Raw genomic sequence first — 20,952 nt, 5'->3', positions numbered from 1 at the left:
CAAGGGTAATGGGCACGCAAAGAAAGCGACGTACTGCCTAGGGAGGATCTTCACTCGGGGGAGAGGGGGGTGCAAGGGTCCGACACCCCGACGCGCGGGGGAGCCGGAACCTGCATGAGTGCCCGGAGCCGGACTCGAACCGGCACGGCCCGAAGGCCAGCGAGGTTTAAGCTCGCCGTGTCTGCGTTCCACCATCCGGGCAAGGGCGCGCGGCTCCGCGTTTCGCGGGACGAGCCTAGCCCGACGCATCCCCCGAACAGCGGAACAACCACCCGATGTTGTCTTATTTTATTGACGCCTGAGGGTGCGTCAGCACAGCTCGGGGTGGTGTTGGCACATGCCGGAGGCGGTTGGCACGGCTGCCCGACGACCCCTGTACAGGGGCAGGGAATGACGGAAAGTCGATGCCTGGGACCGCCTCGCATCTGACGGTGGCACAGACCGCCCGCCCATGGGTCGAGCCGCAGTGGAGTCCGCCTGGAGCGGGCGGCCCGTCTCAGGGGTGCCGTCATACCTCAGGAGGACGGCAGGGGTCCTTCCGTCCGACTCAAGAGGGCCGCAGAACGGGCACAGGGACTGACGATGTGGCGCCGTGCGGCCGAGAGGATGGAGAAGTCCCCGAAAGCCGTTCGCAAGGAGTACCTCCGTGACCACCATCCCCACCGCACACCGCGCGACCGCGGTGGCCGCCCGCGCCATCGAGCTGTCGAAGGTCTACGGCACGGGCGAGACCCAGGTGGTCGCCCTTGACCAGGTCACGGTCGACTTCCGGCAGGGCGAGTTCACCGCGATCATGGGCCCGTCGGGCTCCGGCAAGTCGACCTTGATGCACTGCGTCGCGGGGCTCGACTCCTTCAGCTCCGGCTCGGTCCGCATCGGCGAGACCGAGCTCGGCTCCCTCAAGGACAAGCAGCTCACCCAGCTGCGAAGGGACAAGATCGGCTTCATCTTCCAGGCGTTCAACCTGCTGCCCACGCTGACCGCCCTGGAGAACATCACGCTGCCCATGGACATCGCGGGCCGCAAGCCCGACAAGCAGTGGCTGGACCAGGTCATCGCCATGGTCGGCCTCTCCGACCGGCTCTCGCACCGCCCCACCCAGCTCTCCGGCGGCCAGCAGCAGCGCGTCGCCGTGGCCCGCGCGCTCGCCTCCCAGCCCGAGATCATCTTCGGTGACGAGCCGACCGGAAACCTGGACTCCCGCTCCGGCGCCGAGGTCCTCGGCTTCCTGCGCAACTCGGTGCGCGAGCTCGGGCAGACCGTCGTCATGGTGACCCACGACCCGGTCGCCGCCTCCTACGCGGACCGGGTCATATTCCTCGCCGACGGGCGGATCGTCGACGAGATGCTCCGGCCCAGCGCGGACGGGGTGCTCGACCGGATGAAGGCGTTCGAGGCGAAGGGCCGCACCAGCTGACCCCGAGCCGTCGCGGGCTCCGCCCCCGAACCCCCTAGCCCTTTGTCGCCGGGCCCCTGCGCCCGTACCCGGTGTCCCCGGGGGCCCTGCCCCCGGACCCCCGCTCCCCGACCGCCGGCGAGGCCGAGCTCTCGCCCCCGGCACCGATCGCCGGAGCGAGTGACGGCACGCGGACCCGGGCCCCCGATCACCAGGACTGAGAAACCCCATGTTCAAAACCGCCCTGCGCAACGTGCTCGCGCACAAGGCCCGGCTGTTGATGACGGTGCTAGCCGTCATGCTCGGCGTCGCCTTCGTCTCCGGCACGCTCGTGTTCACCGACACCCTCGGCAACGCCTTCCGCAACCAGTCGTCGAAGAGCTACGACAAGGTGGCCGTCGCCGTCACCACGTACGGCAGCCGTGACGACACCGAGCGGGAGCCCGGTGTCAGCAAGCAGACCCTGGAGAAGATCGAGAAGCTCGACGGCGTCGCATCGGCCACCGGCCGGGTCGACGGCTTCGCCGGTGTGGCCGGCACCGACGGCAAGCTGATCGGCCAGGGCTGGGCCAACAAGGGCGGCAACTTCGCCCCCGGCAAGGACGGCAAGGACCCGTCCTACACCTTCGCCCAGGGCTCGGGCCCGGTGCGCGACGACCAGATCGCGCTCGACAAGGACACCGCTGACAAGGGCAAGTACGCGGTCGGCGACACCGTGCGGGTCGCCACCAACGGACCGGTCAAGAAGTACAAGCTCACCGGCGTCTTCACCACCGAGGACGGCGCGGTCAACGCGGGCGGCAGCCTCGTCCTGTTCGACACCGCCGTCGCCCAGCAGCTCTACCTCAAGCCGGGCTACTTCCGGACCGTGAGCGTGGCCGGCGCCCCCGGCGCCGACGCCCAGAAGATCCTCACCGAGGTCAAGCCGCTCCTGCCCAAGGGCGCGGAGGCCAAGACCGGTCAGGCGCTCGCCGACCAGGAGGCCAAGGACATCGAGCAGGGCCTCAGCGGCCTCAACCAGACGCTGCTCGCCTTCGCCGCCATCGCGCTGTTCGTCGGCATCTTCCTCATCTCCAACACCTTCACCATGCTGGTCGCCCAGCGCACCCGTGAGCTCGCCCTGATGCGCGCCGTCGGCGCCTCGCGCGGCCAGGTGCGGCGCTCCGTCCTCGCCGAGGCCCTGGTGGTCGGCACGGTCGCCTCCGTGATCGGCTTCGCCCTCGGCCTGGGGCTGGCCACCGGACTGCGCTCCGCCATGGGCGCGTTCGGCGCCAAGCTGCCGGCCGGCCCGCTGATCGTGTCGGCGACACCGGTGATCGCCGCGCTCGCCGTCGGCGTGTTCGTCACCCTGATCGCCGCCCTGCTGCCCGCCTGGCGCGCCGCGAAGATCCCCCCGGTCGCCGCGATGAACAGCGTGCACGGCGTGGCCACCACCAAGTCCCTGGTCGTGCGGAACTCCATCGGCGGCGTGATCACCCTCGCCGGTGCGGCCGCGATCATGGGCGGTGCCGCCGCGGGCAAGGACGGCAAGATGCTCATCGGCCTCGGCGCCTTCCTCGCCCTGGTCGGCATCATCATCCTGATCCCGCTGCTCTCCCGGCCGATCATCGCCCTCGTGCGGCCGGCCCTGAGCAAGGTGTTCGGCGTCTCCGGCAAGCTCGCCAGCCAGAACGCGGTGCGCAACCCGCGCCGCACCGGCGCCACCGCCTCCGCGCTCGCCATCGGCCTCACCCTGGTCACCGGCCTCTCGGTGCTCGGCGTCACGCTCGGGACCGCCATCGACAAGATGACGACGGACAACATCAAGGCCGACTACATGGTCCAGATGGCGGCCAACGGCTCCGGGCTCGACCAGGAGGTCGTCTCCTCGCTGCGCAAGGCGCCCGGCGTCTCGGCGGTCTCCCCCAAGCAGACCTCGTACCTCAAGCTCGGCGACACCGACCAGTCGGTGGCCGGTGTGACGCCCGGCGACATCGAGAAGGTCATCAAGATCGAGCCCGTCTCCGGCTCGCTCGCCACCCTCGGCCAGGGCCAGATAGCCGTCGACGACAAGACCGCCGCCCGGCACGGGTGGAAGCCCGGCTCCAGGCTTCCGGTCGAGTTCGACGACAAGAAGAAGAGCCAGGTGACGATCGGCGCGACCTACAAGGAGAACGACTTCCTCGACTCCGTGATCGCCCCGACCTCGCTGCTCGACCCGCACCAGACGAAGCCCTACATCCCGCAGGTCTTCGTCAAGATGGACGGCGGCGCCACCAGCGCCCATGAGAAGGCCCTGGTCAGCGCGCTCGGGGACAACCCGGCGATCAGCATCATGGACCAGCAGGACATCCGCAACGAGTTCGGCGGCATGATCAACACGCTGCTCAACATCATGTACGGCCTGCTCGCGATGGCCCTGATCATCGCGGTGCTCGGTGTCGTCAACACCCTCGCGATGTCGGTGTTCGAGCGCCAGCAGGAGATCGGCATGCTGCGCGCCATCGGCCTGGACCGCCGCCGGGTCAAGACCATGATCCGCCTGGAAGCCGTCGTCATCTCGCTCTTCGGCGCGGTGATCGGCGTCGGCCTCGGCTCCTTCCTCGCCTGGGCCATCGGCCAGACCATCAAGAAGTCGATCCCGAACTACGCCCTGGTCATCCCGTGGGACCGGATCGGCATCTTCCTGCTGCTCGCCGCCCTGGTGGGCGTGCTCGCCGCGATGTGGCCGGCCCGCAGCGCCGCGAAGCTCAACATGCTGACCGCCATCAAGACCGAGTAGCGGCAACGCCGCTTATCCATACGGCAGTTGCAGGGGCCCCGGGAGTTCGCCTCCCGGGGCCCCTCGGCGTCGTGCGCCCGGTTCAGTTCCAGGTACGGGCCCTCAGCGGCATGCCCGAGGCGCCGGACTCGGGGGTCTTCACCGCCAGGATCTGGTTGACGCCGATCCGGTTGCGTTCGAAGGAGAGCGCGGAGGCCGCCATGTAGAGCCGCCAGATCCGGGCCCGGCCGGGGCTGGTGTGCCGCACGGCGCGGGCCCAGTCCGCCTCCAGGTTCGCCACCCAGCGACGCAGCGTCAGGGCGTAGTGCTCCCGGATCGGTTCGACGTCGCGGGCCTCGAACCCGGCCTCCTCCAGGGTGGCCAGGGTCCGGCCGACCGGGGCGAGCTCGCCGTCGGGGAAGACGTACTTGTCGATGAACTCGTCGACGGAGTACGCCGATTCGTCCCGCTCGGGGCGCCGGGCGATCTGGTGGTTGAGCAGCCGCCCGCCGTCTCTGAGCAGGGCGTACAGGGTGTCCGCGTACTCCGCGTACCGCACCGAACCCACGTGTTCGGCCATGCCGATCGACGAGATCGCGTCGAACGGCCCGTCCTTGACGTCCCGGTAGTCCTGCACGCGGATCTCTATGCGGTCGGTGAGCCCTTCCTCGGCGATGCGCTTGCGGGCGAACGCGGCCTGCTCGCGCGACAGCGTGATGCCGACGACGCGGGCGCCGTACTCGCGGGCCGCGTGGATGGCCATCGAGCCCCAGCCGCAGCCGACGTCGAGCAGCCGGTCGCCCTCCTTGAGGGCCAACTTGCGGCAGACCAGGTCGAGTTTGTCGCGCTGGGCCGCTTCGAGGGTGGCCTCGGGGCTCTCCCAGTACGCGCATGAGTAGACCATCGACGGGCCGAGGACCAGCGCGTAGAAGTCGTTGCCGACGTCGTAGTGGTGGCTGATCGCCTCCTTGTCGCGCCGCTTGGTGTGCAGGCGGCCGGTGCGGCGCCGCAGCTCCTCGGCGGGCGGGGGCGGCGGAGGCAGCGCGCCGCCCAGCTTCACCAGGGCCTTGGCCGCGGCTCTCAGGCGCGGGTCGCGGATGGGGTGCACAGCGTCCTTGGGTTCGCCGCCGCGCTCCCAGATCAGCCCGGCGAGGCGGTCGAGCGCCGCGTAGAGATCGCCCTCGACGTCGATCTCACCGGCCACCCAGGCGCGGGCCAGGCCGAGTTCGCCCGGCTTCCACAGCAGTCGGCGCAGCGCGCGCCGGTGGCGTACGACGAGGACCGGGGCGCCGGGCGGGCCCGCCTCACTGCCGTCCCAGGCCCGGATGCGTACCGGGAGGGCCTCCCCCAGCAATTCCTCGGCAAGAGCGGTCAGCCGTAGCGCCGCGTCGGCCATGGTGCACACCTCCGTGCTAGCAGAAATGTCTCAGCACCCCCGACAACACTGCCCGGGCGCACGGCAATCCCGCTACCGCGCACGGGAGTGACAGGGTGTCTGTATACACCAACCTTCTGGCCGGAAACCGATCTTGGACGGGCCGGATGCGGCCGGGTACGCCGAAGGGGCCGCCCGCACCACGGATGGCGGACGGCCCCTTCGGGGCAATGCCGGACGAGCTAGGAGGCCTTGGCCTTCTGCTCGGTCTTCTCCTCGACCTTGGCCGCGGGAGCCGGGGCGGGCTTGGCCGCCTCGTAGAACTCCTCGCGCGGGGTCTCCATCGCACCGAGGGAGACGACCTCGCGCTTGAGGAACATCGCGAGCGTCCAGTCGGCGAAGACGCGGATCTTGCGGTTCCAGGTCGGCACGGCCAGACCGTGGTAGCCACGGTGCATGTACCAGGCGAGACGGCCCTTGAGCTTGATCTTCATCTTGCCCATGACGATCATCGCGACGCCCTTGTGGAGGCCGAGACCGGCCACCGCACCCTTGTTGGAGTGCGCGTACTCCTTCTGCGGGAAGCCCCGCATGCCGGAGACCACGTTGTCGCCGAGGACCTTGGCCTGACGCAGCGCGTGCTGGGCGTTCGGCGGGCACCAGGCGCGCTCGGCCGGGACGCCGGCCTTGATCGCGGCCAGGTCCGGGACCTGGGCGTTGTCGCCGGCGGCCCAGATGTAGTCGGTGCCGGTGACCTGGAGGGTCGGCTGGGCGTCCACGTGGCCGCGCGGGCCGAGCGGGAGGCCGAAGCGGGACAGCGCCGGGTTGGGCTTGACGCCCGCGGTCCACACGATGGTGTTGGAGTCGACCTCAAGGCCGTTCTTCAGCACGACGTGGCCGTCCACGCAGGAGTCCATGGAGGTCGAGAGGTAGATCTCGACGCCACGGCCCTCGAGGTGCTCCTTGCCCCAGCGGCCCAGCTCCGGGCCGACCTCGGGAAGGATCTTGTCGGCGGCGTCGACCAGGATGAAGCGCATGTCCTCGCGCTTGACGTTGGTGTAGTACTTGGCCGCGTCGCGGGCCATGTCCTCCACCTCGCCGATGGTCTCCGCGCCGGCGAAGCCGCCACCCACGAAGACGAAGGTCAGCGCCTTGCGGCGGACGTCCTCGTCCGTGGTGGAGTCGGCCTTGTCGAGCTGCTCCAGAACGTGGTTGCGCAGGCCGATGGCCTCTTCCACGCCCTTCATGCCGATGCCCTGCTCGGCGAGACCGGGGATCGGGAAGGTGCGGGAGACCGCACCCATCGCGATGACCAGGTAGTCGAAGGGCAGCTCGTAGGCCTCGCCGACGAGCGGCGCGACCGTGGCGACCTTGCGGTCCTGGTCGATGCTGGTGACCCGGCCGGTGAGCACCTCGGCTCCGCGCACGACGCGCCGCAGCGGGACGACGACGTGACGCGGCGAGATGCTGCCTGCGGCGGCTTCGGGGAGGAAGGGCTGGTACGTCATGTACGAGCGCGGGTCGACGACCGTGACGGTCGCTTCCGCGTAACGCATCTTCTTGAGAATGCGTCGCGCTGCGTACAGGCCTACGTACCCGCCACCTACTACGAGGATCCTGGGACGCTCCGTGGTGCTCATGCCATCGAGTATCCACCCGCCCGTGGACCCCTGCTCGTGCGCCCCTTCACAAGGTTCGCAGGGGCCTCTGCTACACTGCGCGGCCCACGTGACCGAGGTCATGGTGCCCGGAGGGAACCACGATGGCGGGGAGAGCGTTGTGCACCCCTCCTGAACTGGCCTGCACGGCCCGGCACTCGGTGGACCACTGCCGTGCGAAACGCAGGCGTAACACGCCCATCACCGTCTGGAATGCGCCCGGATGAGCCCCTGACGCCTCAGAAAGCGGTCCCGGGGCCACAAACCTCGGCCCCGGGACCCGATTTCCTTGTGAAGAACTTCACGAACTTTCTCCGCCGGGGCGCCCACACGGCCCCCTGTCGACCGCGATCAGGCGATCGACCAGGCGATTCCGTCCAGAATGTCGTGCTCGCTGACCACGACCTCACGGGCCCCGGTCCGCTCCATCACGGCGAGCAGCACCAGCGCACCGGCCGCGATCACGTCGACGCGCCCGGGGTGCAGCACGGGGATGCGGGTGCGCTCCTCGTGGGTGGAGGCGAGCAGCCGGGCGGTGACGGCGGCCACGTCCTCGTGAGGGATACGTGAATGATGGATGGCGGCCGAGTCGTACGCGGTGAGTCCCAGGGCGATGGCCGCGACGGTGGTGACCGAGCCCGCGAGGCCCACCAGGGTGCGCGGTTCGCGCAGCGGCACGCTCTGCTCGGCGAGGTCGAGAGCGGCCTCGATGTCGGCGCGGATGGCGGCGATCTGCTCGGGGGTGGCCGGATCGCCCGGGTGGTGGCGCTCGGTCATCCGCACACAGCCGATGTCGACCGAGCGGGCGGCCTCCACGCTGCGCGAGCCGACCACGAACTCGGTGGAGCCGCCGCCGATGTCGACGACCAGGTACGAGCCGTCGGCGTGCAGTTCCTTGGTGGCGCCGGTGAAGGAGAACTCGGCCTCCTGGTCGCCGGAGATCACCTCGGGCTCGACGCCGAGGATGTCGAGGACCCCGCGCACGAAGTCGTCCCGGTTCTCGGCGTCCCGCGAGGCGGAGGTCGCCACGAAGCGGATGCGCTCCGCGCCGAGCTCCTTGATCACGGCGGCGTACTCGCGGCACGCCGCGAACGTCCGCTCCAGGGCCTCGGGGGCCAGCCGTCCGGTGCGGTCCACGCCCTGGCCGAGCCGGACGATCGTCATCCGCCGGTCCAGGTCGGTGATCTCGCCGGTGGCCGGGTCCGCGTCGGCGACCAGCAGGCGGATCGAGTTCGTACCGCAGTCGATCGCGGCGACGCGCGTCACTGGTCGTCCTCCCCACCGCACGGCGTCACGCACGGGCCCTTGGCCCACCACTCGGGCAGCAGGGCGATCGCCTCGTCACCGAGCGGGTTCACGCCCGGCCCGGCCGCCAGCGAGTGGCCCACGAGCACGTGCAGGCACTTCACCCGGTCCGGCATGCCGCCCGCGCTGGGGAAGCCCTCCAGGACCTCGATGGCGTCGCGGCGCGCGATGTAGTCCTCGTGCGCGGCGCGGTAGGCGGCGGCCAGCTCCGGGTCGCTCGCCAGGCGCTCCGTCATCTCCTTCATGACGCCGTTCGCCTCCAGGGTGCCGATCGCGGAGGCCGCGCGCGGGCACGTGAGGTAGTACGTCGTCGGGAACGGCGTGCCGTCCTCCAGGCGCGGGGCCGTCTCGACGACGTCCGGGTTGCCGCAGGGGCAGCGGTGCGCGATGGCACGCAGGCCGCGCGGCGGGCGGCCGAGCTGCTGCTTGAAGGCGGCGATGTCCGCGTCGGTGGGCTCGGTGCGGTCGGTCTGGGGCGGGGGCGTTTCCATGCCTGGGTCAGTCTCTATCGCTAGCGGTGGTCAGTTGGCGGGACGGTCGGCCTGGTCGACGCCGTCCCAGAGGTTGGAGTGCCAGGCGCGGCCGGTCGCGCCCTTGTCCTCGCGGTGCTTGTCCCTCGCGCCCGGGTCGACGACGGTGAAGCCGGTCTCCCCCGGGAACTGCATGTGCAGGTGCTCGCGGGCCAGCTTCTCGATGTACGCGTCGTCCTGGAGCCGCGCCTTCTCGTCCCGCAGCCGCTCGACCGCCTTCTGGGCGTCGGCGGCCTTGCGCTGCTGGTCGGAGATGTCGGCGCGCTGCGAGACGTACTGCCGCATCGGGTAGGCGAGGGCCACGATCAGGGAGCACAGCACCAGCGCGAGGAGGGCTGCCCGGCCGGTGAGCCGGGAGCGGCGGGCCTGGCGCTTGGTCTGCGAGCGGTAGACGCGGGCGGCGGTCTGCTCGCCGAGCACCTTGAGCCGGGCCGCGGTGGAGAACCGGTCGCGGTCACCGCCCTTGGCGTTCTTGCCCATCGCTCTCCCGCCTCCCCGTTACACACGGACGTCCCCGGACACGGTACGGGACCGCGGCCGGGGACGTACGTACGACTGGCTAGGGCGTCAGCCCTTCACACGTCAGCCCTTGAAGCGGGGGAACGCGCTGCGGCCCGCGTACACCGCGGCGTCGTCGAGGATCTCCTCGATGCGCAGCAGCTGGTTGTACTTGGCGACGCGGTCCGAGCGGGCCGGGGCGCCGGTCTTGATCTGGCCGCAGTTCACCGCGACGGCGAGGTCGGCGATGGTGACGTCCTCGGTCTCGCCGGAGCGGTGCGACATCATGCACTTGAAGCCGTTGCGCTGGGCCATCTCGACGGCGTCCAGGGTCTCGGTCAGCGAACCGATCTGGTTGACCTTGACGAGCAGGGCGTTGGCGGAGCCCTCCTCGATGCCGCGCGACAGGCGCTCGGGGTTGGTCACGAACAGGTCGTCACCGACGATCTGGACCTTGGAGCCCAGGCGCGAGGTGATGGTGTTCCAGCCGGCCCAGTCGTCCTCGAACAGCGGGTCCTCGATGGAGACCAGCGGGTACGCGGAGACGAGCTCCTCGTAGTACTCGGTCATCTCGGCGGCCGAGCGGGACTTGCCCTCGAACTCGTACTTGCCGTCCTTGTAGAACTCGGACGCGGCGACGTCGAGCGCGAGCGCGATGTCCTTGCCCGGGGCGTAACCGGCCTCCTTGATGGCCTCGAGGATGAGGTCGAGGGCGGCGCGGTTGGACTCCAGGTTCGGCGCGAAGCCGCCCTCGTCGCCGAGGCCGGTGGAGAGGCCCTTGCGCTTCAGGACGCTCTTGAGCGTGTGGTAGACCTCGGCACCCCAGCGAAGGGCCTCGGAGAAGGACTCCGCGCCGATCGGGGCGATCATGAACTCCTGGATGTCCACGTTGGAGTCGGCGTGCGACCCACCGTTGAGGATGTTCATCATCGGCACGGGCAGCAGGTGCGCGTTGGGGCCGCCCAGGTAGCGGAACAGCGGCAGGTCGCTGGCCTCGGAGGCGGCGTGCGCGACGGCGAGGGAGACGCCGAGGATGGCGTTGGCGCCGAGCGAGCCCTTGTTGTCCGTGGCGTCCAGGTCGAACATGGCCTGGTCGATCAGGCGCTGCTCGGTGGCGTCGTAGCCGACGAGCTCCGGGCCGATCTGCTCGATGACGGCGAGGACGGCCTTCTCGACACCCTTGCCGCCGTAGCGGTTCGGGTCGCCGTCGCGGAGCTCGATGGCCTCGAAGGCACCGGTGGAGGCGCCGGACGGAACGGCAGCACGGCCGGTGCTGCCGTCGTCGAGGCCGACCTCGACCTCGACCGTGGGGTTGCCTCGGGAGTCCAGGATTTCCCGGGCTACGACGACGTCGATGGACGGCACGAGCATCTCCTTCTGGGATGTGACGCTAGATGTGACGCAAGCAGTGCAGGGACATGCGGGGTCGCTTCGCCTTGCGACAAGAGCCTAACCGGCTCTGGAGCTCCGGCCAGCCGAGTGCCCGCCTCCTGGGACGAAAAAGGGCCCAAGGACCCTGATTCACGGGCAAAGGACCACAACACTACTGCCGGGTAATGGCGAAGCCCCGGCCCGGCGCGTACGGGGGAACGCGCGCCGGGCCGGGGCGGCCTGGAGGGGGCGGGACTCAGCCGAGGTGCAGCTTCTGACCCGGGAAGATCAGGTTCGCGTCCTTGACGATGTCCTTGTTCACGTCGAACAGCTTCTGCCAGCCGCCCTTGACGCCGTTGGCCGCGGCGATGTTGCCGAGGGTGTCGCCGGACTTGACGGTGTACTCGCCGTTGCCCTGCTTGACCGGCTCGCCGCGCTGCTCGTCGCGGCTGGCCTTCGGCGCCGACTCGGCGCGCTCGGACTTCTGCTGCGGCTGGGCCTGCTGCTTCGGCTTGGACGACTTCGAGGACCCCGAGGACCCCGAGGTCTTCGACGAGGACGAGGAACCGGAGGTGTCCACGTCGGCCTTGCCGCCGCCCGAGGTCAGGTTGCCCGCACCGGCGCAGGACCAGGCGCCCGGGCCCTGCATCGCGAGCAGCTTCTCGGCGGTGGCTATCTGCTGGCCCTTGGTGGCCAGGTCGGCGCGCGAGGCGTACTGGGTGCCGCCGGCGGCGGCCCAGGAGGACTGCGAGAACTGCAGGCCGCCGTAGTAGCCGTTGCCGGTGTTGATGGACCAGTTGCCGCCGGACTCGCACTGGGCGACGGCGTCCCAGGTCTGGACGGAGGCGGCGGAGGCGTTGCCCGCCGCCATCAGCGGGGCGGCCACCGCGGCGCCGGTGACACCGGCCAGCGTGGCGACACGGACGGCCTTGGACGGGCGGCGGTGCTTGCCCTTGCCGGAAAGCAGCATGGAGGTTCTCCTCACCGACGCCTGCGAGGTGAGCTGTCGGGTTCGGGCGTGAGCTGCCCGGCCGAGCGTCGGTGCGCCCGTCTTCACCCCAAGCCGGTTGCGGCAGTCACGTGAACTGCCGGGCCCGGCGCCTACCTTGGGTCCCCCGCTCCTGCCTACGGCGCATAAGCGTCGACTGTTCCCTCCGGCCGACGGCAGGATTCGGCGTGCTCGGTCGAAGGGGCTCGCGGTGACGAGCGAGAACGACGAAAACACACGCCCCGCCAATGTTCAAAGACGCACATCGGGGAGAAATCCCCCCTACTTGCCGAGACACAAGGGGCGTTTCCGCAGGTGAGGGGCGGGGCGGACGGACCGGGCAGACGGGACACGCCAGTTGAGGCGAAGAGACCCATGTCTCACTTGCACAGAACGGACATAGTCCCGCGAACTAACCCTGCTTCGGCGTCGAGTTCGGGGTCGCGGCGGCAGTCGACGCGGCCTTCAGGTCCAGGCTCTGGCCAGGCAGGATGAGGTTCGGGTCGGTGCCGATGAGGTGCTCGTTGGCGTGGTACAGCGCGGGCCAGCCGCCCTGGATCTTGTTCGCGTCGGCGATGGCCGAGAGATTGTCGCCGGGACGCACGGTGTAGTCGCCGCCCGCGGGAAGGGTGTTGCCGTTCTCACGTGAGGCACCGTCACCTCGCGAGGCGTGGCGTCCCGCCTCGCGGTCGTCGGCCGAATGGCCCGGACCGCTCGCGGCGCCCGGGTCGGCCTGGCCGGCCGGCGCACCCGAGGGCGTGCCGCCCGGAGCCGTGCCCGCGCTCTCCTCGGGCGAGGGCGCCCCGCGGTGCTTGCCGGGAGCCGCGGGGGTGGAGGCGGACGGCGTCGGGGACTTGGGCGGGTCGCTCGGCTTGGGAGCGCCCGGCGCCGGCGTGGCGGGCGCCGAGCCGCTCGGCGCCGGGGTGGTGCCCGGCGTCTTGGCGGGCGGGGCGCTGGGGGTCGCGGGCAGGGGCGCGGTCCTGCCGTCCGAGGTGTCCGGCACGCCCGGGTCGACGTTGGCCGAGCCGCCGCCCTTGGTGAGCCCGGCGCCGCTGCCGCAGTTCGCGAAGGCCCCCGGGCCCTTGGCCGCGAGCACCTTCTCGGCCACGGCTATCTGCTGGGCGCGGCTGGCCAGGTCGGCACGCTGGGCGTACTCCGTGCCGCCGTACGCCTCCCACGTGGCCTGCGAGAACTGGAGGCCGCCGTACAGGCCGTTGCCGAAGTCGGCGCTCCACATACCGCCCGACTCACAGGCCGCCACCTGGTTCCAGGTGCTCGCGTCCGCGGCGTTCGCGCCGGTCGCGGCGAGCAGGGGAAGGGCGATGGCCGAGCCGGTCACTCCTGCCGCGACGACGAGAGCGGGTGCCTGGCGGGGTCGACGATGCCGTCCATTCCCGGAGCGCATGAATAAGGCCTTCCGTGTGACTGCTGAGCCGAATGAACGGTGAACGTAGCCGTACTCGAACGCCTGTCACAAGTCGATGCACCCGGGATCACATAAAAGTCACAGTCTTGACGGCCCGTCAGTTCCGGCCCGGTCACGCCCGGTCAGCGGGGCGGCGTGAACTGGACCGGCAGGGTGCGCAGTCCGCGCATGATGAGCCCGCCGCGCCAGCGCAAATCGTCAGGTTCCGCCCCCAGCCGCAGGTCAGGAAGGCGCCGCAGCAGGGTCGCGAGCGCGGTCTGCCCTTCGAGCCGGGCGAGCGGGGCGCCGAGGCAGTAATGGATGCCGTGCCCGTACCCGAGGTGCTGGTTGTCCCTGCGGCCGAGGTCGAGGACGTCCGGGTCGGCGAAGCGCTCGGGGTCGCGGTCGGCGGCGGCGAGCACCACGAGGACCGGGTCGCCGGCGGCGATGTCCTGGCCGCCGATCGTCAGCGGCTCGGTGGCGAACCGCCAGGTCGCCAGCTCGACGGGCCCGTCGTACCGCAGCAGCTCCTCGACACCGGTTTCGAGGAGGTCGCTCCGCCCGGCGGCGAGCGATTCCTGGAGCCGCCCCCGCTGTCCGGGGTTGCGCAGCAGCGCGTACACCCCGTTGCCGATCAGGTTGACGGTGGTCTCGAACCCGGCGAAGAGCAGGATGAAGGCCATCGCGGCGGCCTCGTTCTCCGTCAGGTGCTCGCCGTGGTCGCTGGCCTCGATGAGCCGCGAGATGAGGTCGTCGCCGGGGTTCTCGCGCTTCTTGTGGATGAGCTCGGCGAGGTAGTCGCGCATCTTCTTCACCGAGCGGGCCACCCCGCCGCGCGGCCCGCCGCCGTGGCGGATCATCATGCCCGCCCAGTCCCGGAAGTCGTCCTGGTCCTCGCGCGGTACGCCGAGCAGGTCGCAGATGGCGTAGATGGGGAGCGGGAAGGCGAACTCGTGGATGAGGTCGGCCTCCCCCTTCGCCTCGAACGCGTCGATGAGCCGGTCGGTCAACTCCTGCACGCGGGGCGCGAACTGGGCGACCGTACGCGGGGTGAATGCCTTCGACACCAGGCGCCGCAGCCGGGTGTGGTCCGGCGGGTCGATGTTGAGCAGGTGCGTCATCAGCTCGGCCTTGCGCTCGCCCGGGATGCCGGTCCTGCCCCGGGCGTGGGCGGGCTCGTCGTGGTGCGCGGGGTTCTTGGAGAGCCGCTGGTCGGCGAGGGCCTGCCGGGCGTCCCCGTACCGCGTCACCAGCCACGCCTCGACGCCGCTCGGCAGCCGGGTGCGGTGCACGGGGGCGTGCTCGCGCAGCCAGGCATAGGCCGGGTACGGGTCGGTGGCGAACTCCCAGGTGAAGAGTTCGGGGGCGGGCGGGGCGGGCGGAAGGGGGTCGTTGTCCTGCACCCCTCGACCGTATCCCGCCCTCTCCCCTAGATTCGCGCTGGTGGATCCAGAGGAGCAAGAGGTGCTGAGGGCCGGCTTCGCGGTGGTGGAGCGGCGCGCCGAACACGCGACCAAATTCTTCTATTCCCACCTCTTCTGGCACAACCCGGGCCTGCGGGCGCTGTTCCCGTCCGGACCCGCCGCCATGGAGCTCCAGCGCGACCGGCTGTTCGCCGCGATCACGGAGGTCGTGGGCCGCCTGGGCGACCCGTCCCTCCCCTCCTATCTGCGCGCGCTGGGACGCGACCACCGCAGGTTCCTCGCGGCGCCCGAGCACTACGCGGCCGTGGGCGCGAGCCTGCTCGCCGCGTTCGCCCGCGCGGCGGGCGGGGCGTGGACGGCACAGGTGGAGAAGGCGTGGTGCCAGGCGTACTCGGTGATGACCGAGACGATGCTGGAGGGCGCCGCCGCCGCGGTCGCCGCGGGCGAGCCCGCCTGGTGGAGCGCCGAGGTCGTACGCCACGCCCGGTACGGCCCCGACCTGGCCGTCCTCACCCTGCGCCCCTCGCCCCGGCTCCCCTACACCGCCGGGCAGTACGTGAGCGTGGCCCATCCCGCGGTGCCAGGGGTGTGGCGGACGTATTCGATCGGGAACGCGCCGCGTCCCGACGGCACGGTCGACCTCCATGTCAGCCGGGTGGCGGGCGGGCTGATGTCCACCGCCCTGGTCGAGCGGACGGACCCCGGCGACACCCTGCGCCTGAGCCCACCGGCGGGCTCCCTGTCCCTGGCCGGTCCCGGGGGCCCGCTGACCTTCATAGCCGCGGGTACGGGGTGGGCGCCGGTGAAGGCCCTGCTGGAGCAGCTCGCGCCGGCGGGGCACGCCGACGAGTTACGCCTGTTCGCGGTCGCCCGGGACACGGCCCATCTGTACGACCGCCCGGCGATGGAGGCGCTGTCCGCCCAACTCCCGCGCCTGCACACGACGTTCATCACCCCGGCGCCGGGGCGCGACCCGCTCCAGGCGACGGAGCGGCTGATCACCGCGCTGGGGCACCGCGGGCACTGGGCCCACCACGATGTGCTGCTCGCCGGGCCGGCGGGGTTCATGGCCGAGGTCCGCGGGGTGCTGGTGGGGCTCGGCGCGGTCGCGTCCCGCGTACGGTGCGACGCGGTGCCCTCGCCCGTCCCCGGGCCCCGGGCGCTCGGCTCCGCCGAATGGTTCCTTGACCGTCCGGTGCCGCGCTGGCACAACCCGGCGGACCGGTCCGCGCCGCCGCCCCCCTGACGCTGCCCCGCCCCGCAATCACCGGGATTCTCCCGGGTACCCCCAACCCCTCTTCGGTCTGCGGGTCGTGCGGGCTCATCGCGCAGTTCCCCGCGCCCCCAATCCCCTGCGGCCTGCGGACCGTGCCCGCTTCTCGCGCAGTTCCCCGCGCCCCTCAAACCCTCTTTCACCTGCGGACCGTGCGTGGCTGCTCGCGCAGTTCCCCGCGCCCCTGGGTACGTCGCCCCTCTCGGGGTGACTATGCGGGGGTCCTTCGGTCTGCGGGCCGTGCATGGCTTGTCGCGCAGTTCCCCGCGCCCCTGGCGGGACCGTGCTGGTCGGCATGGCATGCCTAGCCCGTCATGGGGGTCCCCCTGGCCCTTGAGGCCTTGGGGGAGATTGAGGACGAGCGCCCTCAAGGCGCGAACGGGGGTCTGGGGGCGGAGCCCCCAGGAGTCCTTCCACCCCCGGAGGGTTTCGGGAAGGGGCGGGGTGGGGGATCAAGCCGATTCTGCTGAGCGGATCGACGCTCGGTAGGCCCGGGCGGCAGCCCGCAGCGCGCTCTCGGGGTCCACCCCCGCCGCCTCCGCCTCCGCCGCCAGCGCGAGAAGGCGGTAGCCCACGCCCTCCCCGGAGGGGAGCGGGACCTCAAGGCCCGCGGAACGCACGCGCGAGGACAGCTTCGCGGCCAGCGCGAGCGCGGGCTGCCCCAACGGCACCCCGTCCGTCACGGACGCCCGCCGCTTCTCCACCGCCTTCATCGCCAGCCAGTGCGCCTTGACCTCCTCCGGCGTCCTTGCGGTCTCGGAGCCGAAGACGTGCGGATGGCGGTGGATCAGCTTCTCCACGATCCCGCCCGCCACGTCGTCGATGGAGAACGGCTCCTCCCCCTCCCCGGCCCCGCCCTCCTCGGCGATCCGGGCATGGAAGACGACCTGGAGCAGCACGTCGCCGAGCTCCTCGCGCAGCTCGTCGCGGTCCCCCTCCTCGACCGCCTCGACGAGCTCGTACGCCTCCTCCAGGGCGTACTTGGCGAGCCCCTTGTGGGTCTGCTGCGAGGACCAGGGGCATTCGCGCCGGATGCGGTCCATGACCTGGACGAGGTCGAGCAGGCGCGCGCCCGGCAGATCGTAGGAGCCGGGGAGCAGCTCCAGGTCGGGCATCTGGACCCGGCCGGATCCGGCGAGGCGGGCCAGCCCGTCCGTCAGGCGGCGATCCCCCTCGCCCGCGGGCAGGACGACGACGGTGCGGCCCCCCGCGCAGGCCTCGACCAGTTCCTGCGCGTCCGGCGCGGACAGCTCGACCGCCACCCCGGCCTCGCGCAGGTACGGCAGCTGCGGGTGCCCGGCGTCGGGGCACAGCACGAGGTCGGCGGCGCGCAGGGTCTGCCACGCGGGCCAGGACAGGAGTCCGGGGGCGACCCGGTGGCTCGCGGTGAGAAGAACGATTCGGCCGGGCTCTTGAGCAGCAGTCACCCGTCGAACCTACCTCCCGGCTCAGCCGGTCGACGCGGAGTCCCCCGGGTCGCCCTGCTGCTCCTCGGGGGCGGCCGGGGGCGCCGCGGCCTGTTTGGTCCTGGCGATCCAGGGCGCCTGGTAGTCGGCGAGCTGGATCTGGCTCGCGTTCCACGCGCCGTAGCGCGGGTTCACGTCCACCCCGAGGTCCTTGGACGCCTTGACCAGGGCGGGCAGCAGATCCTGCTGGGTGCGGGCGCCGATCGCGGTGGCCAGCTTCTGCTCGGTGACCTGCCGGTGGACGTACGCGTCGATCTGGTCGGGGGCGAGCCCGCCGTTGGTCAGGGCCTGCTCGCGCAGCTGGTCCTCGCCCCCGGCCTGCTGGACCATCGCGGCCCGCGCGTCCTGGACCTCCTTGGGGCTCACGCTCACCCCGGCCTGCTCGGCGGCGCGCGCGAGGACCCGGTCGAAGATCATGTTGCTGAGCTTCACCTTGCCGAGCTGCCCCGAGTCCTTGATCAGCTGGGCGGACTGCGGGGACTTCTGCTGGGCCGTCCGTACGTCCTTGACCTCGGCCTGGAGCGCGGAGACCTCGATCCGCTCGCCCCCGACGACGGCCGCGGCCCCCGGGTGGGCCGTGCTGCCGCAGGCCGTGAGGAGTGGGCCCGCGGCGAGCAGGACGACGGAGACGGAGAGCGCGGTGCGACGGCGGCGGTGCAAAGGAGCCTCCCGGCGGAGCAGATACGTGCGGCGTGGCGACGAACCTTGCTAAGACCTTGCGGTGATCGATGTTAGGCAGTCGGCGTGGCCAGGGCCACTGATTCGCCCAACGATTCGCGACCCCCGTCGGTCGCGGGGGTGAAGCCGGATGAAGCCGTGCCGTCCATTGCGTGAACTGAGTTCCCGGCCCGCTGTGTTGCCGCCGGGGGTCCGGCATATTCGACGGCAGCGCACAGCAAAGGACCTCGATGCCGACCCTCGAAGCCGCCCCCGCCCCGCCGGTGGCCCCGGTGCGGATCGCGGCCGCCCGCCGCCCGGCCACCCGCGCCGCCGCCCTGTCCGCACTGATCACCCTGCTCGCGGTGTGCGGCGCGGACGCCGTCGCCGGGGTCGTCCCGCTCGGCCCGCTCCAGCGCCACACCCGCAGCATCAATGACCTGGGCAACCAGTTCGTGCCCTTCCACGAGCACCTGTGGGACCTGCTGCACGGCCGCGCCGCGGGCGGGCTGCTCCTCAACTGGCAGTCCGGGTACGGCACTTCGTTCCTGCCCGACCTCGGCACCTACCTCAGCAGCCCGTTCGCGCTGCTCGTCGGGGTCTTCCCGCGCGACCGGATCGACCTCGCCGTCTATGTGATCACCGTCCTCAAGATGGCTGCGGCGGCCGTCGCCATGACGGTGCTGCTGCTCGCACTGCGCCCGGCGGCCCCCCGCCGCTGGGTGGCGGGGGTGCTCGGCTCCTCGTACGCGCTGTGCGGCTGGTCGATCCTGGAGTCGACGTACAACCCGATGTGGCTGGACGGCCTGATCGCCTTCCCGCTGCTCTGCCTGGTCGGCCACTGGGCGAGGTCCGGGCGGCGGCCGGTCCTCGGCCCGCTGGTCGTGGCGCTCGCCTGGATCGCCAACTTCTACACCGCCTACATGGCGACCATCGGCGCCGCTCTGGTCCTGCTCCTGCTGCTGTTCGTGGACCGCGACACCGACGCGCGGGGCCGGGTGCGGGCCGTGCTGTTGGCCGCGCGCTCGGTCGTGATCGGCATCGGGCTCTCGGCGCCCGTCCTGTTCACCATCTATCTCGGCACCCGGCACGCGCACCCGGGCTGGGTGCGGGAGTTCGCGCCGGTGTCCTGGCCGGACTACCTGGCCCGCACCCTGCCCGCCACGTACTCCTTCTCCTCCCCCGCCGTCTTCCTCGGCACCGGCGCGCTGCTGCTCGCCTGCACCCTCGCCTTCCACCGGGCGGTCCCGCGCCGCGAGCGGTACGCCTGGAGCGGCCTCGCGCTCGCCGTCGCGCTCTCCTTCCAGTGGAAGCCCACCCACTTGGCCTGGCACGCCTTCGTCACCCCCAACGGCAGCCCCTACCGGCAGACCTTCGTGCTCTGCGGCATCCTCGTGATCGCCGCCTGGATCTCCCTGTCGTACGGGATCCCCGGGCGCCGCGCGCTGCTCGGCGGGGCCGGCGTGCTCGCCCTGATCGCGGCGGGCGCGGCCTTCAGCGAGCTGATCTCGGCATGGACGTACCCGCTGTTCGCGGCGGGCGTCGCGGCCGTGGCCGGCGGGCTGCTCCTCGCCCGCCGGGGCAGGCGCGGCCGCACCCTCGTCGCGCTCGCCCTGCTGGCCGGGGCGCAGATCGCCCAGGCGGGGGTGACCGCGGCGTACGGGGACCAGCAGCGGGCGGCCAGGATGGACGGCTACCCCGCCTGGGGCGCCGAGCACTCGGCGCGCGCCGCCCTCGGGTCGGACGCCTCCGGCTGGCCCGGTTACCGCACCGACCCCGGGCAGCGGCAGATCACCAACAACGACCCGCTCCTGCTCGGCGGCGAGGGCGGCGCCTACTACTCCAGCCTCACCCCGGAGGTCCTCAACCAGACCATGACTGCCCTCGGCGGCGGCTGGACCTCGCGGGGACGGGCGGTGCAGAGCCTGGACAACCCGGTGACCGACGCGATCTTCTCGGTGGGCGCACGCGTGCGGGTCGCGGAGAAGGGCGGCGACCCCGTGCTGATCCGGGCCGCCGCCACCCCGCCGCTCGTCACGCTCCGGCCGCCCGCGCCGGAACCGGCGTACGGCTCCAACCCGTTCCGCAACCAGGAACTCCTGCTCGGCGCCCGGGTCTACACGACCCGCACCCTCACGCAGGGCTGCCCCGCGGGGACCGACATCTTCCTGTGGGCCCCCGAACACTTCGGCTCCGCGCGGCTCGGCGAAGGCCAGGCCGTCGAGATGCGCGGCGGCGCGCCCAGCCGGCGGGCCCCGCTCATCCCGTTCGGCACGTCGGCCGGGCCGGGCCGCGCCTCGCACATCACCCTGACGCCCGCGGACCGGCACGCCGAACTGGGCTGTCTGGACCGGGCGGCCCTCGACCGCGCGGTGGGCCGTCTGCGGGCGACGGGTGCGACCCGGGTCTCGGTCTCGGACTCCTCGATACGGGCCGAACTGCCCGCCGGGGCGCGGGGGACGGCGGTGTTCGCGATGCCCCGGATCGCGGGGTGGTCGTGCCGGGTCGACGGCGCGGCGTCGGCTCCCGCCGGGGACTACTTGGGCCTGGTGGCGGTTTCGCTGCCCGCCGGGGCGCGGTCCGTCGCGTGCGACTTCCGGCCGCCGGGGTTGCGGTCGGGTGCGCTGGTGGGGGCCACGGCCCTGCTCGCACTGGGCACGCTGGCGGCTTGGCCCCGCCTCCGCGGCAGGCATACCTGGGGCTCCGCCCCAGCCCCCGTCCGCACCTGAACGGCGCTCGTCCTCAATCTCCCCCAAGGCCTTAAGGGCCAGGGGGGACCCCCATGACAGGCTGAGGATGCCAGCGCTGGGCCTCCTACAGGGACGCGGGGAACTGCGCGAGCAACCCCGCACGGTCCGCGGGCGTC

General features: G+C 71.7%; 15 protein-coding genes, 1 tRNA gene and 1 riboswitch. Of the genes, 4 read left to right on the top strand and 12 right to left on the bottom strand.

Annotated features, from left to right (window positions below):
- Positions 1 to 119: 119 nt before the first annotated feature.
- Positions 120 to 201 (bottom strand) — tRNA-Leu (locus tag DT019_RS25865).
- 445 nt (positions 202 to 646) lie between these two features.
- On the opposite strand from DT019_RS25865, the gene DT019_RS25860 reads away from it, so the two are divergent.
- Entirely contained in the window at positions 647 to 1,417 is a 771-nt protein-coding gene (locus tag DT019_RS25860) for an ABC transporter ATP-binding protein (RefSeq protein WP_114039311.1), read from the top strand.
- A 208-nt stretch (positions 1,418 to 1,625) separates the two neighbouring features.
- Positions 1,626 to 4,157 (top strand): ABC transporter permease, encoded by a 2,532-nt coding sequence (locus tag DT019_RS25855; RefSeq protein WP_114039310.1) that lies wholly within the window; start codon positions 1,626 to 1,628, stop codon positions 4,155 to 4,157.
- An 82-nt stretch (positions 4,158 to 4,239) separates the two neighbouring features.
- On the opposite strand, the gene DT019_RS25850 is transcribed toward DT019_RS25855, so the two are convergent.
- The 9 genes from DT019_RS25850 to DT019_RS25810 form a co-directional block, all read right to left on the bottom strand.
- Positions 4,240 to 5,532: a class I SAM-dependent methyltransferase gene (locus DT019_RS25850; protein WP_114039309.1), complete on the bottom strand. Its 1,293-nt coding sequence runs from the start codon at positions 5,530 to 5,532 to the stop codon at positions 4,240 to 4,242.
- A 221-nt stretch (positions 5,533 to 5,753) separates the two neighbouring features.
- Entirely contained in the window at positions 5,754 to 7,151 is a 1,398-nt protein-coding gene (locus DT019_RS25845; RefSeq protein ID WP_114039308.1) for an NAD(P)/FAD-dependent oxidoreductase, read from the bottom strand.
- Positions 7,152 to 7,520: 369 nt separating this feature from the next.
- On the bottom strand, positions 7,521 to 8,435 hold the full coding sequence (locus tag DT019_RS25840; RefSeq protein WP_114039307.1) for a Ppx/GppA phosphatase family protein: 915 nt from the start codon (positions 8,433 to 8,435) through the stop codon (positions 7,521 to 7,523).
- Positions 8,432 to 8,965: a DUF501 domain-containing protein gene (locus tag DT019_RS25835; protein WP_114039306.1), complete on the bottom strand. Its 534-nt coding sequence runs from the start codon at positions 8,963 to 8,965 to the stop codon at positions 8,432 to 8,434. The genes DT019_RS25840 and DT019_RS25835 overlap by 4 nt, the downstream gene beginning before the upstream one ends.
- Positions 8,966 to 8,995: 30 nt before the next feature.
- Positions 8,996 to 9,484, bottom strand: coding sequence for an FtsB family cell division protein (locus DT019_RS25830; protein ID WP_114039305.1), 489 nt, complete (start codon positions 9,482 to 9,484; stop codon positions 8,996 to 8,998).
- Positions 9,485 to 9,586: 102 nt separating this feature from the next.
- Positions 9,587 to 10,873 carry a phosphopyruvate hydratase gene (eno, locus tag DT019_RS25825; protein ID WP_114039304.1) on the bottom strand — a complete coding sequence of 429 codons (1,287 nt, stop codon included), beginning with the start codon at positions 10,871 to 10,873 and terminating at the stop codon, positions 9,587 to 9,589.
- Between the two features lie 256 nt (positions 10,874 to 11,129).
- On the bottom strand, positions 11,130 to 11,843 hold the full coding sequence (locus DT019_RS25820; protein ID WP_114039303.1) for a transglycosylase family protein: 714 nt from the start codon (positions 11,841 to 11,843) through the stop codon (positions 11,130 to 11,132).
- Between the two features lie 3 nt (positions 11,844 to 11,846).
- Positions 11,847 to 12,016, bottom strand: a riboswitch (cyclic di-AMP (ydaO/yuaA leader).
- Positions 12,017 to 12,273: 257 nt separating this feature from the next.
- A complete protein-coding gene (locus DT019_RS25815) occupies positions 12,274 to 13,266 on the bottom strand; it encodes a transglycosylase family protein (RefSeq protein ID WP_114039302.1) in 993 nt (330 codons plus the stop codon).
- A 143-nt stretch (positions 13,267 to 13,409) separates the two neighbouring features.
- Positions 13,410 to 14,669, bottom strand: coding sequence for a cytochrome P450 family protein (locus DT019_RS25810; protein WP_114039301.1), 1,260 nt, complete (start codon positions 14,667 to 14,669; stop codon positions 13,410 to 13,412).
- 40 nt (positions 14,670 to 14,709) lie between these two features.
- On the opposite strand from DT019_RS25810, the gene DT019_RS25805 reads away from it, so the two are divergent.
- Positions 14,710 to 15,936: a globin domain-containing protein gene (locus tag DT019_RS25805; protein WP_223279750.1), complete on the top strand. Its 1,227-nt coding sequence runs from the start codon at positions 14,710 to 14,712 to the stop codon at positions 15,934 to 15,936.
- Between the two features lie 479 nt (positions 15,937 to 16,415).
- Here the strand turns inward: DT019_RS25805 and DT019_RS25800 are convergent, their stop codons facing one another.
- Together DT019_RS25800 and DT019_RS25795 are read right to left on the bottom strand one after the other, a co-directional pair.
- On the bottom strand, positions 16,416 to 17,390 hold the full coding sequence (locus tag DT019_RS25800) for a nucleoside triphosphate pyrophosphohydrolase (protein ID WP_114039300.1): 975 nt from the start codon (positions 17,388 to 17,390) through the stop codon (positions 16,416 to 16,418).
- 21 nt (positions 17,391 to 17,411) lie between these two features.
- Entirely contained in the window at positions 17,412 to 18,089 is a 678-nt protein-coding gene (locus DT019_RS25795) for a SurA N-terminal domain-containing protein (protein WP_114039299.1), read from the bottom strand.
- A 248-nt stretch (positions 18,090 to 18,337) separates the two neighbouring features.
- Between DT019_RS25795 and DT019_RS25790 the strand changes: the two genes are divergently transcribed.
- Positions 18,338 to 20,815, top strand: a complete 2,478-nt coding sequence (locus tag DT019_RS25790; RefSeq protein ID WP_114039298.1) for a YfhO family protein — start codon at positions 18,338 to 18,340, stop codon at positions 20,813 to 20,815.
- Positions 20,816 to 20,952: the final 137 nt, after the last annotated feature.

This window comes from Streptomyces sp. SDr-06, assembly GCF_003324565.1.
GTDB lineage: Bacteria > Actinomycetota > Actinomycetes > Streptomycetales > Streptomycetaceae > Streptomyces.
This window is presented reverse-complemented; position numbering and strand designations above follow the sequence as displayed.

What these genes read in the sequence shown, in the direction of transcription:
- DT019_RS25830 (WP_114039305.1), bottom strand. Translation starts at nt 9,484, where the DNA reads ATGGGCAAGAACGCCAAGGGCGGTGACCGCGACCGGTTCTCCACCGCG.
- DT019_RS25815 (WP_114039302.1), bottom strand. Translation starts at nt 13,266, where the DNA reads ATGCGCTCCGGGAATGGACGGCATCGTCGACCCCGCCAGGCACCCGCT.
- DT019_RS25850 (WP_114039309.1), bottom strand. Translation starts at nt 5,532, where the DNA reads ATGGCCGACGCGGCGCTACGGCTGACCGCTCTTGCCGAGGAATTGCTG.
- DT019_RS25820 (WP_114039303.1), bottom strand. Translation starts at nt 11,843, where the DNA reads ATGCTGCTTTCCGGCAAGGGCAAGCACCGCCGCCCGTCCAAGGCCGTC.
- DT019_RS25835 (WP_114039306.1), bottom strand. Translation starts at nt 8,965, where the DNA reads ATGGAAACGCCCCCGCCCCAGACCGACCGCACCGAGCCCACCGACGCG.
- eno (WP_114039304.1), bottom strand. Translation starts at nt 10,873, where the DNA reads ATGCTCGTGCCGTCCATCGACGTCGTCGTAGCCCGGGAAATCCTGGAC.
- DT019_RS25855 (WP_114039310.1), top strand. Translation starts at nt 1,626, where the DNA reads ATGTTCAAAACCGCCCTGCGCAACGTGCTCGCGCACAAGGCCCGGCTG.
- DT019_RS25845 (WP_114039308.1), bottom strand. Translation starts at nt 7,151, where the DNA reads ATGAGCACCACGGAGCGTCCCAGGATCCTCGTAGTAGGTGGCGGGTAC.
- DT019_RS25790 (WP_114039298.1), top strand. Translation starts at nt 18,338, where the DNA reads ATGCCGACCCTCGAAGCCGCCCCCGCCCCGCCGGTGGCCCCGGTGCGG.